Annotated in this window: 11 protein-coding genes and 1 tRNA gene; 7 read left to right on the forward strand and 5 right to left on the reverse strand. The window is 66.5% G+C overall.

Annotation, left to right across the window (positions count from 1 at the left end; genetic code table 11):
* Nucleotides 1-155 precede the first annotated feature (155 nt).
* The 5 genes from pdxH (at nt 156) to ACU0DV_RS16595 (ending at nt 6,401) form a co-directional block, all read left to right on the forward strand.
* Nucleotides 156-761 carry a pyridoxamine 5'-phosphate oxidase gene (pdxH, locus tag ACU0DV_RS16575; RefSeq protein ID WP_100930677.1) on the forward strand — a complete coding sequence of 202 codons (606 nt, stop codon included), beginning with the start codon at nt 156-158 and terminating at the stop codon, nt 759-761.
* Nucleotides 762-934: 173 nt separating this feature from the next.
* Complete coding sequence (locus tag ACU0DV_RS16580; RefSeq protein WP_283983233.1) at nt 935-1,462, forward strand: cold-shock protein; 528 nt, start codon at nt 935-937, stop codon at nt 1,460-1,462.
* A complete protein-coding gene (locus ACU0DV_RS16585; RefSeq protein ID WP_446242292.1) occupies nt 1,438-1,986 on the forward strand; it encodes a DUF192 domain-containing protein in 549 nt (182 codons plus the stop codon). The genes ACU0DV_RS16580 and ACU0DV_RS16585 overlap by 25 nt, the downstream gene beginning before the upstream one ends.
* A gap of 67 nt (nt 1,987-2,053) precedes the next feature.
* Nucleotides 2,054-2,130, forward strand: a tRNA-Pro gene (locus tag ACU0DV_RS16590).
* Between the two features lie 608 nt (nt 2,131-2,738).
* Nucleotides 2,739-6,401 carry a vitamin B12-dependent ribonucleotide reductase gene (locus ACU0DV_RS16595; RefSeq protein ID WP_100930674.1) on the forward strand — a complete coding sequence of 1,221 codons (3,663 nt, stop codon included), beginning with the start codon at nt 2,739-2,741 and terminating at the stop codon, nt 6,399-6,401.
* Nucleotides 6,402-6,658: 257 nt separating this feature from the next.
* On the opposite strand, the gene ACU0DV_RS16600 is transcribed toward ACU0DV_RS16595, so the two are convergent.
* The 3 genes from ACU0DV_RS16600 to ACU0DV_RS16610 are packed head-to-tail and all read right to left on the reverse strand — an operon-like array spanning nt 6,659 to nt 10,447.
* Nucleotides 6,659-8,911 (reverse strand): xanthine dehydrogenase family protein molybdopterin-binding subunit, encoded by a 2,253-nt coding sequence (locus ACU0DV_RS16600; protein ID WP_446242293.1) that lies wholly within the window; start codon nt 8,909-8,911, stop codon nt 6,659-6,661.
* Nucleotides 8,904-9,956: an FAD binding domain-containing protein gene (locus ACU0DV_RS16605; RefSeq protein ID WP_446242294.1), complete on the reverse strand. Its 1,053-nt coding sequence runs from the start codon at nt 9,954-9,956 to the stop codon at nt 8,904-8,906. Before ACU0DV_RS16605 ends, ACU0DV_RS16600 begins: the two co-directional genes overlap by 8 nt.
* On the reverse strand, nt 9,953-10,447 hold the full coding sequence (locus ACU0DV_RS16610; RefSeq protein ID WP_446242295.1) for a (2Fe-2S)-binding protein: 495 nt from the start codon (nt 10,445-10,447) through the stop codon (nt 9,953-9,955). Before ACU0DV_RS16610 ends, ACU0DV_RS16605 begins: the two co-directional genes overlap by 4 nt.
* Before the next feature lie 180 nt (nt 10,448-10,627).
* Here ACU0DV_RS16610 and ACU0DV_RS16615 point away from each other — a divergent pair, with 180 nt between their 5' ends.
* A complete protein-coding gene (locus tag ACU0DV_RS16615; protein ID WP_254698241.1) occupies nt 10,628-11,170 on the forward strand; it encodes a TetR/AcrR family transcriptional regulator in 543 nt (180 codons plus the stop codon).
* Between the two features lie 3 nt (nt 11,171-11,173).
* Here the strand turns inward: ACU0DV_RS16615 and ACU0DV_RS16620 are convergent, their stop codons facing one another.
* Nucleotides 11,174-12,433, reverse strand: coding sequence for an ABC transporter substrate-binding protein (locus ACU0DV_RS16620; protein WP_446242296.1), 1,260 nt, complete (start codon nt 12,431-12,433; stop codon nt 11,174-11,176).
* Between the two features lie 30 nt (nt 12,434-12,463).
* Nucleotides 12,464-14,302 (reverse strand): SUMF1/EgtB/PvdO family nonheme iron enzyme, encoded by a 1,839-nt coding sequence (locus ACU0DV_RS16625; RefSeq protein WP_446269809.1) that lies wholly within the window; start codon nt 14,300-14,302, stop codon nt 12,464-12,466.
* A 205-nt stretch (nt 14,303-14,507) separates the two neighbouring features.
* Here ACU0DV_RS16625 and ACU0DV_RS16630 point away from each other — a divergent pair, with 205 nt between their 5' ends.
* The gene (locus ACU0DV_RS16630) at nt 14,508-14,780 is read left to right on the forward strand and encodes a hypothetical protein (protein WP_100930667.1); all 273 of its coding nucleotides are present in this window, start codon (nt 14,508-14,510) and stop codon (nt 14,778-14,780) included.
* Nucleotides 14,781-14,793: the final 13 nt, after the last annotated feature.

Consider the following 14,793-nt stretch of genomic DNA (forward strand, 5'->3'; position numbering starts at 1 on the left):
ATGTGGGCATCAAGGGCGCAAAAGCGGGAAATCCCGACTTGTGGCGCCCCCGGCGCTGCGCCAGACCGGAAACAGGGTGATCGGGCGGGCGCTGTCACGGACCTCGGGGCGGTGACGGATCGGAACACGATGGAAGACAGGACAGGGAACGGCGGATGAGCGACAGAGACGGCATTTTCAAGGGCGACGATCCCTTTGCACTGGCACGGCGCTGGCTGGAAGAGGCGGAGAAGACCGAGGCAAACGATCCCAACGCCATTGCCCTGGCGACGGTCGATGCCGACGGGCTGCCCAACGTGCGCATGGTGCTTCTGAAGGAGATCGAGGACGACGCCTTCGTCTTCTATACCAACTACGAAAGCGTGAAGGCCGCCGAGATCGAGGGGGCGGGCAAAGCCGCCTTCGTGATGCACTGGAAATCGCTGCGCCGCCAGGTCCGCGTGCGCGGCACGGTCACCCGCGAGGACGGTCCGAAGGCGGACGAATATTACGCCTCCCGCTCGCTGAAAAGCCGCCTGGGCGCGTGGGCTTCACACCAGAGTCAGCCCCTGGCGAGTCGCGCGGCGCTGGTCACCGAAGTGGCAAAGGTCACCGCACGGCACGGCACGGACCCCAAAAGACCACCCTTTTGGGGAGGGTATCGTATACGTCCGAATGAGATCGAGTTCTGGGCAGATGGTGCATTCAGGTTGCATGATAGATTTCGCTGGCAGAAGAAATCCGGGCAACGTGAATGGACCGTTACCCGGTTGAATCCTTAACAAAGGTCTGACAGTGAAGGGGCATTTCACGTTACGTCAAATGCTCCGACGGTCAACTTAACGTGGAAAAACGGGGGTGCTGACACAAATCAGCCTTCCGCGTGCCTTGAATGTGACTCAAAGTTTGATCCAAGACTCTGGCTGTGGCCGCAGGATGCGTTTGGGAAGAAGAGTTGGAAAACAAGTCAAGTGACGACGGGCACGTCGTCGGGAAAGTGAAGTGGTTCGACCCGGTTAAGGGGTTCGGGTTCGTGGTATCGGATGAAGGCGGTCCGGACATCCTGTTGCATGCCAACGTGCTGAGGAATTTCGGCCAGAGCTCGGTCGCCGACGGCGCCCGGATCGAGATCAGTGTCCAGCGCACCGACCGCGGGGTGCAGGCCACACAGGTGCTGTCGATCGAACCGCCGGAAACGGCCGAAGGCGCGCCGCTGGCCGATTTCGAACATCTCGATCCCGAGGTGATGAAAGCCGCCGAACTGGAACCCGCCCGCGTGAAATGGTTCGACAAGGCCAAGGGATTCGGCTTTGCAAACGTGTTCGGAAAACCCGAAGATGTGTTCATTCATATCGAGGTCCTGCGCCGGTCGGGCCTCTCGGATCTGCAGCCGGGCGAAGCCCTTGCGATCCGGGTGGTCGATGGACGGCGCGGCCGCATGGCTATGGAAGTGAACGCATGGGAAGCCGCTCTGACCCGTTGAACCGCTCTGCCGCGACTGCTGGCATCTTGTACCGCGCCCGGTCCCTGCTGACCGCGGCGCTTCTGGCGCTGGCCTGTGTGGCCGTCCTTGCGCCGGCGACCGTCCGCGCCGATGCCGCGCCCGCCTGCCGGGACGACACGCTCTACCTCAGGGGCGACTTCGGGCAGGCCCGCTTTTCCATCGACATCGCAGCGACCCCCAAGGACCGCAACCGCGGCCTGATGTTCGTCAAGCAGATGCCCGCCAGCTACGGCATGCTTTTCGTCTACGACCGTCCGCAGCGCGTGGCCTTCTGGATGAAGAACACGCTGATCCCCCTCGACATGATCTTTGCCGATGCGCAGGGCGTGGTGCAGAACGTGCACGCGAACGCCGTGCCGGGCGACCTGACTTCCATCCCGGGCAAGGGCCAGATCCAGTACGTGCTGGAAATCAACGGCGGCATGGCGCGGATGCTGGGCATCGGCCCCGGCACGGAGCTGCGCCATCCGGCCATCACGGACGCCGCCTGGCCCTGCGACTGACGCAATCCGCGACCGCACCAGATAGGGGCTTTTCTTTGCGGCGGGGGATCGCTATTCCCCTCGCTGTCGGGGCGTGGCGCAGCCTGGTAGCGCGTCTGTTTTGGGTACAGAAGGTCGTGAGTTCGAATCTCGCCGCCCCGACCATCCCGCCTCCTGCGCCGCGGCGCACCGGGCGGCACACCACTTCATATGCGATCGGTCAGGACAGGCGATGCCGCGAGATGCGGCAAACGAATCTGCCTGTGCATGACTCCCCGCCCATTCCCCGGCGTCAGGTGCTTGCACGTCACATCGGTGCCACACCAGATCGCGTTAACCTCAGTTTAAAAAGCGTAAACTTGGGCTTTCGGGGACGCGGGACGGGTTATCCCCCGCTCTGTGGATAACTTTGTGCAAACAAACGCGGAATCGCTGTTTCCCGGGCAAAGGGAACATTAACGCGTTGTGAATGAATCATGGGACACTCTTGTACAGAGAACTGCCAGTAGTAGGTGCCCGCATCGTCAACACAAAATATATGACGTTTTGGGTAAATTTGGCGTTGACGACTCTGCTCCGGATTGGTCATTTTGTGCGGGCCGGACGATGATGCCACAAGATATAGTGGTCGGGGCGGCTCAGGGACAGAACAGCCATACAGCCTGATGGGGGGGACACCCCGGAAACGTGCGCTCTGCACGAGGCGGCTCTTTTACCCCTGTTGCCCTGTCGTGACGGCTCGGGACCAGGACTTTGCGACGGGGCAGAACACGATGAAGATCGAAAGAAAATACACGAAGGCAGGACAGGACGCTTACGCCGAGGTGCCCTTCGTCACCACCAGTTCGGAAATCCGCAACCCGGACGGCACCGTGGTGTTCCGGCACGACAGCCTCGAAGTTCCCGCCAAGTGGAGCCAGGTTGCGTCCGACGTCATCGCGCAGAAATACTTCCGCAAGGCAGGCGTGCCCGTCGAACTGAAGAAGGTCGAGGAAGAGGGCGTGCCGGAATTCCTGTGGCGCTCCGAACCCGCCGCGAAGGACACCAAGCGCACCGGCGAAACCTCCGCCCGCCAGGTCTTTGACCGGCTTGCAGGCGCATGGGCCTACTGGGGCTGGAAGGGCGGCTACTTCACCACCGAAGAAGACGCCCGCGCCTACTACGACGAAATGCGCTACATGCTGGCGACTCAGGTTGCCGCGCCGAACAGCCCGCAGTGGTTCAACACAGGGTTGCATTGGGCCTATGGCATCGACGGTCCGGGCCAGGGCCATTACTACGTCGATTACAAAACCGGCAAACTCGTCAAATCGAAGTCGGCTTATGAGCATCCGCAGCCGCACGCCTGCTTCATCCAGTCGGTTTCCGATGATCTGGTGAGCGAAGGCGGCATCATGGACCTGTGGGTCCGTGAGGCGCGGCTTTTCAAATACGGATCCGGCACAGGCACGAACTTCTCCTCCCTGCGTGCCGAAGGCGAGGCCCTGTCAGGCGGAGGCAAGTCCTCCGGCCTGATGGGGTTCCTCAAGATCGGGGACCGCGCAGCCGGCGCCATCAAGTCCGGCGGCACCACCCGCCGCGCCGCCAAGATGGTGATCTGCGACGCCGACCACCCCGACATCGAGGACTTCATCAACTGGAAGGTGAAGGAAGAGCAGAAGGTGGCGTCCATCGTCGCCGGCTCCAAGATGCACGAAAAGATGCTGAACGGCATCTTCGAGGCGATCCGCGCATGGGACGGTGCCGAGGCCGACGCCTATGAGCCCACCGCCAACACCGCGCTGAAGAAGGCCGTCCGCGCCGCCAAGCAGGCGATGATCCCGGAGACTTACATCAAGCGCGTGCTGGACTACGCACGCCAGGGCTATGCCTCCATCGAGTTCCCGACCTACGACACCGACTGGGACAGCGAGGCCTATGCCTCCGTGTCGGGCCAGAACTCCAACAACTCGATCCGCGTGACCGACGCCTTCCTCAAGGCCGTCCGCGAGGACAAGCCGTGGGAGCTCATCCGCCGCACCGACGGCAAGGTGGCGCGCACCGTGTCCGCCAAGGAGCTTTGGGAGCAGATCGGCCACGCCGCATGGGCCTGTGCCGACCCGGGCATCCAGTTCCACGACACCGTCAACGCCTGGCACACCTGCCCGGAAGACGGCGAGATCCGCGGCTCCAACCCGTGCTCCGAGTACATGTTCCTCGACGACACGGCCTGCAACCTCGCGTCCATGAACCTGCTGACCTTCCTCAAGGACGGCGTGTTCCAGTCCGAGGACTACATGCACGCCACCCGTCTGTGGACGCTGACGCTGGAAATCTCCGTCACCATGGCGCAGTTCCCGTCGAAGGAGATCGCGCAGCTCTCCTATGACTTCCGGACGCTGGGCCTCGGGTATGCCAACATCGGCGGCCTGCTGATGAACATGGGCTTCGGGTACGACTCCGACGAAGGCCGCGCGCTCTGCGGTGCGCTGACCGCGATCATGACCGGCGTGTCCTACGCCACCTCCGCCGAGATGGCGGGCGAGCTGGGCGCGTTCTCGGGTTACGAGCGCAACGCCAAGCACATGCTGAAGGTCATCCGCAACCACCGCAACGCGGCATGGGGCAAGACCACCGGCTACGAAAAGCTGGCGGTGAAGCCGGTCGCGCTCGACCACAAGAACTGCCCGGACGCCACGCTTGTGGAACTGGCCATGGCCTCCTGGGACGAGGCGCTGAAACTGGGCGAGCGTCACGGCTACCGCAACGCGCAGGTCTCCGTCATCGCGCCGACCGGCACCATCGGTCTGGTCATGGACTGCGACACCACCGGGATCGAACCGGACTTCGCGCTGGTGAAGTTCAAGAAGCTCGCGGGCGGCGGCTACTTCAAGATCATCAACCGCTCCGTTCCGGCGGCGCTGGCCAAGCTGGGCTACGGCTCTGCGCAGATCGAGGAGATCATCGGTTACGCCGTGGGTCACCAGACGCTGGGCAACGCCCCGGGCGTGAACCACACCGCGCTGATCGGCCACGGTTTCGGCCCGGCGCAGATCGAGAAGGTCGAGGCAGCCCTTGCCACCGCCTTCGACATCCGCTTCGTCTTCAACCAGTGGACCCTGGGCGAGGCCTTCTGCACCGACGTGCTGGGCATCCCGCAGGCCAAGCTGAACGACCCGACCTTCGACATGCTCCGTCACCTGGGCTTCAAGAAGGCCGAGATCGACGCGGCCAACGACCACGTCTGCGGGACGATGACGCTGGAAGGCGCGCCGCACCTCAAGGAAGAGCACTACTCGGTCTTCGACTGTGCCAACGCCTGCGGCAAGAAGGGCAAGCGTTACCTGTCGGTCGAGGCGCACATCCGCATGATGGCGGCGGCCCAGTCGTTCATCTCGGGCGCGATCTCGAAGACGATCAACATGCCGAACACGGCGTCGATCGAGGACTGCCAGAAGGCTTACGAGCTGTCGTGGTCGCTGGGCACGAAGGCCAACGCGCTCTACCGTGACGGCTCCAAGCTGTCGCAGCCGCTGGCTTCCGCGCTGGTCGAGGACGACGAGGACGCCGCCGAGATCATGGAAACCGGCACGCCGCACGAAAAGGCGCAGGTGCTGGCCGAGAAGATCGTCGAGAAGATCGTCGTGAAGGAGATCATCAAGTCCGAACGGACGAAGATGCCCGAGCGCCGCAAGGGCTACACCCAGAAGGCCATCGTCGGCGGTCACAAGGTCTACCTGCGCACCGGCGAGTATCAGGACGGCTCCCTGGGCGAGATCTTCATCGACATGCACAAGGAAGGCGCGGGCTTCCGCGCGATGATGAACAACTTCGCCATCGCCGTGTCCGTGGGTCTCCAGTACGGCGTGCCGCTGGAGGAATTCGTCGACGCCTTCACCTTCACCAAGTTCGAACCGGCGGGCATGGTGCAGGGCAACGACTCGATCAAGAACGCGACCTCGATCCTCGACTACATCTTCCGCGAACTGGCGGTCTCCTACCTCGACCGCACCGACCTTGCCCATGTGAAGCCCGAAGGCGCCGCCTTCGACGATCTGGGCCGGGGCGCCGAGGAAGGCGTGGCCAACGTCAAGGAACTGTCGGAAACCGCCGCGTCGCGCAGCCTCGAGGTGCTGAAGCAGATCAGCTCCACCGGCTACCTGCGCAAGCGTCTGCCGCAGGAACTGGTTGTCCTGCAGGGCGGCGTGGCAAAGGCGACGGGCACCGATCCGGTGGCCACGCTCAGCACGCTGGTGCCGGAAACCTCGAAGGCATCCGCAGCGGCGACCTCGACCATTGCCGTGGCCTCCGGTGCCATGTCGATGGACGAGCGCACGAAGGCCCGGATGCAGGGCTACGAAGGCGAAGCCTGCGGCGAATGCGGCAACTACACGCTGGTCCGCAACGGCACCTGCATGAAGTGCAACACCTGCGGCTCCACGAGCGGCTGCAGCTGATCGGACGGCCCGGGCGGCTCCTGCCGCTGCCCGGGCCCGACGCTACCCCGAGTGGGGGGGTGGCGCGTCGCATGTCCCTGTGGCGCGCCGGTTGTGGATGGGACTGAAGCCATCCTTTTCTGGGGCCGGTGCGCTGGCCCTGAGCGTGAACAAGGACACAGGCAGAAAACACTCGGGCGGTGAAACATCGAGCCTTGTTCGCGAAACTCAAAAGGGCCCCGGTGGGGGCCCTTTTTCTTTGCTCTCGAAGGGCGGGATCAGTCGCCCGCGCCGACAAGGTCCCGGACCCGGATCGGGTATGACCGGATGCGCCGCCCGGTCGCGTGCCGTATGGCGTTGCCGATGGCGCCCACCGTGCCGGTGATGCCGATCTCGCCCACGCCCTTGATGCCCAGCGGGTTCACGAAGGGGTCTTCCTCGTGCACCGTGATGACCTCCAGCCCCTGCACGTCGGCATTGACCGGCACGTGGTAGCCGCCGAAGTCGGCGTTGACGATATGGCCGCGCCGGGGGTCCTGTTTCGCCGCTTCGTGCAGGGCAAAGGACAGCCCCCAGATCATCCCGCCCATAAGCTGGCTTTCGGCCAGTTTCGGGTTGATGATCCGCCCGGCGGCAAAGGCGCCCACCATGCGTGTCACCCGTACCTGTCCTAGCGAGGGGTCGACCTTGACCTCCGCAAAGACCGCGCCGTGGGAATACATCGCGAACCGCTCTGCATGTTCCGCCGCGCGCGAGGCGCTGCCTTCGCCGGTCACTTCGGCGCTGCCGTTGCGCGCGAAGATATCGGCAAAGCTGTCGCTGCGGCTGTCGTCGCCGTCGACGTAAAGCCTGCCGTCCCGCGCAACGAAACCGGCATTGCCCGCCCCGAAGAGCGGCGAGTCCGGGTCGGCGCTGGCGATCTCGCCCAGCTGCCGCAGCACGTCGCCGCCCGCCGCATGCAGCGCGCCGCCCGCCGTCGCCGTGTGGCCGGAGCCGCCCGCGACCCCGCCGCTTGGCAGGGCGGAATGCCCGGCCCGGAACTCCACCCGGTCGAGCGGCAGGCCAAGGCTGTCCGCCGCGATCTGCGCCAGCGCGGTCCAGGCGCCTTGGCCCATGTCGGCGGCAGAGGTCTCCACCAGTGCGCTGCCGTCGGCGCGCAGGGTGGCGCGGGCGTCGGCGGCGAACATCGGGCAGCCGAACAGCGCCGTGCCCATGCCCCAGCCGGTCAGCATCCCGTCGCTGTCCCGCATCATGCGCGGCTGAAGCGGCCGGTCGGCCCAGCCGAAGCGCGCCGCGCCCTGTTCGTAGCACTCGCGCAGCGCCTTCGACGAATAGGGCCGCCCGGTGCCGGGCTCCGTTTCCGCGTAGTTCTTCAGGCGGAAGGCCAGCGGGTCCATGCCCAAGGCCTCCGCCATCTCGTCCAGCGCACCTTCCAGCGCGGCGGCACCCGACGCCTCGCCCGGCGCCCGCATCGGACCCGGCGTGCCGATATCCAGCCGCGCCATCCGGTGCCGCGACCGCAGCGCGCCTGCGGCGTAGAGGCCCTGCGTCGCGTTCGGCGCGGGTTCCACGAAGACGTCGAAGCTCGACACCGCCGAGACACCCTCGTGGTCGATCACCGTCAGCGCGCCCTCCGCATCGGCGCCAACGCGCAGCCGTTGCAGGGTCGCACCGCGATGGCCCACCGGACCGAACATCTGGTTGCGCGTCAGCATCAGCTTGACCGGCCGCCCGATGTCCCGCGCCGCGAGGATCGCCAGAAGCTGCGGCCCGGTGGTGAAGGCCTTCGACCCGAAGCCGCCGCCGAGGTAGGGGCTGCGCAGGGTCACGTTCTCCGTCGGGATGCCGAAGTAATACGCGTAGGCCTCGCAGGTCAGCATCAGCGCCTGGCTCGGCAGATCGAGCGTCAGCCGGTCGCCCTCCCACTCCGCCACGACGGCATGCATTTCCATCGCGTTGTGATACTGCGCGGGCGTCGTGTAGGTGACGTCGACGGCGTTCCGGGCGGCGGCATGGCCTGCCTCCGGATCGCCGCGCGTGGTGTCCCCCGGGCTGCCGAAGCCCGCGCCCTCGACCTTCAGCGCCGGTTCGTCGGCGAGCGAGACGCGCGGCGCCTCCATCTCGTAACGCGGGGCCAGGAGGCGCACGCCTTCCGTCGCGGCCTCCAGCGTCTCGGCCACGACCAGCGCGATGGGCTGGCCGGCGTAACGCACGGTGTCGTCCTTCAGCGCCTCGATGCGCATGGAGAACATGGTCGGCTTGTCGTCCGGGTCACCCTGCAGGGCGGGGCGGTTGGCCGGGGTGTAGACCCGGATCACGCCCGGGTGCGCCTCTGCCGCCGCGACATCCAGCGATGCGACACGCCCCCGCGCGATGGTGGCGGGGACATAGACCGCGTGCAGCAGGCCGTCGGGCATGTTGTCGGCGGCAAAGGTCGCGGTGCCCGTGACCTTTGCGATGCCGTCCCGCCGGGTGACCGGCTGGCCGGAGTTCGATCCGAAACGGACCTGGGGGGAAAGGGTGTCAGGCATGTTGGGCCTCCTTGGTCGGTCCGAAGGGTGAAGCGGGCAGGGCGGGCACACGGTCCGGCGTGCCCTCTGCCGCAAGGGCCAGTGCCCGCGCGGCGGTGCGGATGGCGAGGTCGATCTTCCAGCCGTTGTCGCCGGACGGCGCGGCACCGGCCATCGCGGCGCTGGCCGCCCGGTCGAAGAGCGCCGCATCCGGCGTCTGTCCGGCCAGCATCGCCTCGGCCTCCGCCACGCGCCACGGGCGGGCCGCCACGGCGCCAAGTGCCAGCCGCGCCTCGGCGATCGCGCCGCCCTCCATCCGCAGCGCGGCCGCGGCAGAGGTCAGCGCAAAGGCAAAGGACGTCCGGTCCCGCACCTTGAGATAGCGGGCGTTGGCGGCAAACGCCTCCGCCCCGGCGGGCAGCCGCAGGCCGGTCACCAGTTCGTCCGGACCGAGGGCGGTGGTCCGCTCCGGCGTGTCACCGGGCAGGCGCAGGAAATCCGCCAGCGGCATCTCGGAGGTGCCGTTCGGTCCCTCGGTCTCCACCACCGCGCCAAGGGCCACCAGCGGCACGCAGAAGTCGGACGGATGGGTGGCGATGCAGCCCTCCGACCAGCCCAGCACCGCGTGGCTCTCGTTCAGGCCGTCCTTCGCATCGCAGCCCGACCCGGCCTGCCGGCGGTTGCAGGCGGCGTTCGGGTCCTGGAAATAGGCGCAGCGGGTGTGCTGCATCAGGTTGCCCGCCACCGTCGCCGCGTTGCGCAACTGCCCCGACGCGCCGGAGAGCAGCGCCTCCGCCACCATGGGGAAACGGCTGGCAAAGCCGTCGTCCCGCGCCAGATCGGCGTTGGAGACCAGCGCACCGATGCGCGTGGCGCCGTCTGCCAGCACCTCGATCCCGCGCAGGCCGGGCAGGCGGGTGATGTCGATCACCCTGTCGGGCGTGGCCGCGCCGGTTTTCATCAGGTCGACAAGGCTGGTGCCGCCGCCCAGCCAGACTGCGCCGGGCTTCCATGCGCCAAGCGCCTGCGACAGCGACGCGGGTTGAACGAAATCGAACCGTTTCATGCGGCGCCCTCCGGATTTGCGGACATCCGGCGCGTGGCGTCCTGCACCGCCAGCGTGATGCCGTGATACGCCGCGCACCGGCAGATGTTGCCGCTCATGCCTTCGCGGATGCGTTCGGGATCGTCGCCCGCCGCGCCCTCGGCGATCAGGCCCACCGCGCTCATGATCTGGCCCGGCGTGCAATAACCGCACTGGAACCCGTCATGTTCGACAAACGCCGCCTGCACCGGATGCAGCGCACCATCCTGCGCCAGCCCTTCGATTGTCGTCACCTCGGCGCCGTCCAGCGTCACGGCCAGCGTCAGGCAGGAATTCACCCGTTTTCCGTTCACCAGCACCGTGCAGGCACCGCATTGCCCGCGGTCGCAGCCTTTCTTGGTGCCGGGCATCGCCAGCCGCTCGCGCAGCAGGTCGAGAAGCGTGACGCGCGGATCGTCCAGCGCGACATCGCGTGCGACCCCGTTCAGGGTCAGCGAAATGGAGAAAGACATCCGTCCCTCCTTTTTGATGATTTAATGAAAGCCGGTCCCTCGCACCCGGGCGAGGAAGTCCCTACAGTCCGTATGGGGGAGGGCACCGTGCCCGTCCCGCGTTATAGTTATACGGAGGGTGCCTCCGTTTTTCAAGAGGAGAGCGTGCGCTTGTGTGAAACGCGCAAGAGAAAACCGCGCGTGGACGCGGCCCGCAACCGCGATCTGCTGATCGAGGCGGCCAAGGACGTGCTGGGTCAGGGCGGTCCCAACGCCAGCCTCGAGGCCGTGGCGCGCCGTGCGGGCGTGGGTATCGGCACGCTCTACCGCCACTTTCCGAATCGGGAAGAGCTGTTCCACGCGGTCTTCCGCCGCGAGATGGAGCAGCTGGCCGACCTCGCCGAAGGGCTCGACGGCACCAACGATCCGGTGGCGGCGCTGCGCGGCTGGCTGCACGCCAACGTCGCGATGGTGGAGACCAAGCGCGGAATGCTCGGCGCGCTCTCGATGGTCATGACCGAGGATGCGAAAAAGACCTACGCGGAGCTTTCGGCGCGCATCACCGGATCGGTCAACGGCCTGATCGCCAAGGGCCAGCAGGCCGGCGTCCTGCGCGAAGGCATCACCGCCGACGACCTGTTCCAGACGATGTACGCGCTCTGCTACGCGCGCGAACCCGGGCCGGACTGGCGCGCGCAGGTGGTGCGCCTGCTCGACATCTTCGTGGACGGCCTCAAGGCCTGAGGCTCACCAGCCGCGCCGCTCCAGCCGCGCAAGCTGCTCCTGCAACGGCGCGAAGAGGGTCGAGGGGTCCTCCGCCCCGCCCGAGAGGTAGGCGTTCACCGTCTCCGACCAGCGGTCCGACACGAAGGTGTAACTGCCGCGCAGCTCGGCGTTTGGCCGGTTGATGGCGGTCTGCAACGCCGCAAAGATCTCTCCGAAGAAGTCCGACATGTTGCGGATGTCGGGGTTCGAATACAGCTCCGGCCGCGTCGGGTTCACGCTGCTGAAGAGCGCGCGCTGAAGCTGTTCGTTCTTCGAGGTCATGTGCAGCACGAGGTCGGCGGCGATCTCCGGATGTGCACTGTCCTGCGACACGCCGAGATACCAGCCGCCGCTGGTGCCCGCGCCCGATCCCGCCGCGCCGCCGGGCAGGGTGGTCACGCCGACCTTGCCCTTCACCTTGCTCCAGTCCTCCTGCGCCAGCGCCCAGACGTAGGGCCAGTTGCGCATGAAGACCGCGCCGCCGTCCTGAAACATCTCGCGCGCGCTCTCGTTGTTCAGCGTCGTCACGTCCGGCGGAGCGATATCGCCGATCCAGCCCTTCACGCGGCGCAACGTGTCCATGGCGGCGGGATCGTCCACCGCCACGCGCCCCTCCGCGTCGAGGATCTGCGCCCCGCCCATGGTCGCCAGCCACTCCATCGCGTTGCAGGTCAGCCCTTCGCCCGCGTCGCCGTCGAAGATGTAGCCCCAGATGCGGTTGCCCTCGGCGCGCTCCGCCGCCTGGATCTGGCGCGCCACCGTCTCCATCTCGTCCCATGTGCGCGGGACGGCGGCGCCATGTTTCTCAAGCAGGTCCTTGCGGTAGAAGAACAGCCCCACATCGGACCAGAGCGGCAGGGCCTTCAGCTCGCCCTCGAAGCTGGCGTTCTCCACCAGGGCCGCGAAATGCTGCGTCTCGGCGCCCTCCGAATAGGCGCTCAGGTCGACGAGGTACTGCTCGACGAAGTTCACCCAGATCGTGTCTATCTTCACCACGTCGATCACCTCGCCGCTTTCGGGGCGGGCCAGGCGTTCGCGGAAGAAGACAAGCTGGTCGTTGCTGGCCTGCGGCGTCGGCACGATGCGCACAGTGTGGCCGGTCCGGCGTTCCCATCGGTCCACCGAATCCTGGCAGACGTTGTACTGGCCGCCGATCACCCCGCAGGAAAGCGAGATCTCGACGGCGCGCGCGGGCGCAGCCAGCACGAGCAGGGCAAGGCAGGTGTGGATCAGTCGGGTCATGGCGGTCGTCCTTTGTCCTGGGGTCCGGCCTCACATCTCGCGCAATACGCGGAAGCCGATGGTGTCGGACCTGAAATCGGGATGTTCCCAGTTGCGGTTCGAAGTGCTGAGCGAGGTCAGCGGATCGCTCCACCCGCCGCCCCGGACCGAGCGGCGCTCGCATTCCTCGGCGCCCTCGATCAGGATCAGCGAGCGGGGCAGCATCGCCTGCGGATGGTCGGTGTAGCAGTTCTCGGCCCATTCCCAGACGTTGCCGAGCAGGTGGTAAAGGCCGAAGCCGTCCGGTTTCAGCGACCGCACGGGAAAGGCGCCGCGGCCTAGCGCGTCCTCGCAGCCGAAGTTGCGCCAGCTGAACGGTGCGCCGTAATCGGCGATGTTCACCATCTCGCAGACGCCCCGGCCGTCCAGCCGCTCTTCGAGCGAGACGTTGAAATAGAGCGCCTCGGCCAGGTACTCGTGCTCGATCTCGTTGGGCAGGCGGTAGCGTTCGCCGGTCTTCTGGCTCAGCCAGTCGGCATAGGCCTTGGCGTCGGTCCAGCTCACGCAGGTGACGGGCAGCTCCGGGTCCTGCGGCACGTCGCTGCGCGATCCCATGGAGGGCAGCGCATCGTCGCCTGCGGTGATCATGCAGGCCTCGGGCCAGTCGTGCCCCGTCTCGCGGACGAAGGCGTCGAACTGGGCCTGCGAGGTTTCCGTCACCGCCACGGCAATCGGCGCCTGGCCCACCGACAGCCGCAGGGCAGGGCGCTCGTCGTACTGCGCCCGCGCCACCGTGTCGGGCGTGCCGTAGATCAGCTCTGACCCTTCGATCTCCACCATTTCCGGGCAGCTGTCGCAGTCCCAGAACCGCTGGAGGATCACCGGCGGCAGCGGTTCGGCATAAAACGCCCGCAGCTCCGCCTCCGTCGGTTCGGCCTGTGCTGTCTCGCGCGCGGTGCGGGCGCGGCGCAGGCGGGCCTCGGCCTCCGGCGCAAACGAACTGTCGGGGAAGCGTTCGAGGAACCGCTCCAGCAGGTCGACGCTGCCGCTTTCGCCGATCAGGTCCCAGAACTCCGCATCCAGCGCGCCCACCGCCTCCGGCGGCGCGGCGGGGTCCTTGGTCAGCACAAGCTCTTCCACGAGCGACGAATTCTCCCAAGGGACCTGCCGGCCGTCGGTCAGGTCCAGCACGTCGCGGCGGACCTTGATCATCGTGCGGCTGATCGGATCGCCCGGCGTGCCCAGGTGCCGCGCCAGCGCGGTGGTGAACGGGCTGTTCTGGAAGTCGCTGCCCGCCACCCGGTCCAGCGCCACCTCGCCCGGCGCCGCCGCGAAGGAGATCAACGTATTGCGCTGCGCCGCCACCCGGGCCAGCCCGCGCGTGTCGGGATCGCTGCCGCGCGTCGCCTCGAACGGGTTGTTGCGGCAGGCGTCGAGGAAGACCATCGACACCTGCGCGCCCTCGTTCAGGATGCGCGTCACGGTGTCGAGGTCGATCGCCTCGGCATTGAGGAAGTCGGTGGTGCCCGGTTCCACGTCGGTCGGCAGCAGGTAGTTGGTGCCCCGCAGTTGCACCCCGTGCCCGGCAAAGAAGAACAGCCCCGTATCGGCGCCCTCCACCGTCTCGCGGAACTCGGTCATCGTGTCGAGGAAGCCGCGCCGCGTCAGGTCGGTGCGGAACATGACCTCGAAGCCGAGGCCCTCCAGCCGGTCGGCAATCAACCGCGCATCGTTCACCGCATTGCCCAGTGCGGGCACCTGAACATAGCGCGCGTTGCCGATCACCAGCGCCACCCGGCGCGGCTCTGCACCCTGCGCGAGAAGCCCGCCGGCCGCCCCCAGCCACAGCATGAGAGCCACCCCGAGCGTTCCGAGGAATCGTGCCGTCAAAATCATTGTCCAACCACTTCGAATTGAAATTCCGAAAAGGATACCAGTGACTTGCCTGTACCAACCCGGCCCATTGAAAACCGGGACCCGGCTGTCCGGATCGCGCCGCAGGCTGGCAAAGAGGTTTACCCTACGTCTGCGAGCTTGAGATTCCGGACAAAATTAAGTATGCGTTATATATTGATATTCGAAAAGGGTTTGCACCATGAAGTCGCGTCTTGGCAGATTGATGGCTTTTGCAGTCACCGGCTTCGGCCTGATCGGGTGCCTCCCCGCCGATACCCACAAACCCCGTCTTTGCGAACCCGGAAGCGCCACGCGCGGCCGCGCCATCGACTGCGGACCCCGGGTCTACACGCCCGCCACCCCCCGTCCGCAAGTGGCGGTGACCAGGACGACGCCCGTCACCACGACGGCGCCGGTGACGGTGCCGCGGACGACGAGGCCCATCAACGACCGCTCCCGCTTCAATTACTGAGGGACGCAGGTCA

The sequence above is a fragment of the Sagittula sp. genome, assembly GCF_052825245.1.

Excerpts from the sequence above, each read along its gene's own strand:
- ACU0DV_RS16630 (WP_100930667.1), top strand. The coding sequence starts at position 14,508 with ATGAAGTCGCGTCTTGGCAGATTGATGGCTTTTGCAGTCACCGGCTTC.
- ACU0DV_RS16620 (WP_446242296.1), bottom strand. The coding sequence starts at position 12,433 with ATGACCCGACTGATCCACACCTGCCTTGCCCTGCTCGTGCTGGCTGCG.
- pdxH (WP_100930677.1), top strand. The coding sequence starts at position 156 with ATGAGCGACAGAGACGGCATTTTCAAGGGCGACGATCCCTTTGCACTG.
- ACU0DV_RS16605 (WP_446242294.1), bottom strand. The coding sequence starts at position 9,956 with ATGAAACGGTTCGATTTCGTTCAACCCGCGTCGCTGTCGCAGGCGCTT.
- ACU0DV_RS16610 (WP_446242295.1), bottom strand. The coding sequence starts at position 10,447 with ATGTCTTTCTCCATTTCGCTGACCCTGAACGGGGTCGCACGCGATGTC.
- ACU0DV_RS16600 (WP_446242293.1), bottom strand. The coding sequence starts at position 8,911 with ATGCCTGACACCCTTTCCCCCCAGGTCCGTTTCGGATCGAACTCCGGC.
- ACU0DV_RS16595 (WP_100930674.1), top strand. The coding sequence starts at position 2,739 with ATGAAGATCGAAAGAAAATACACGAAGGCAGGACAGGACGCTTACGCC.
- ACU0DV_RS16585 (WP_446242292.1), top strand. The coding sequence starts at position 1,438 with ATGGGAAGCCGCTCTGACCCGTTGAACCGCTCTGCCGCGACTGCTGGC.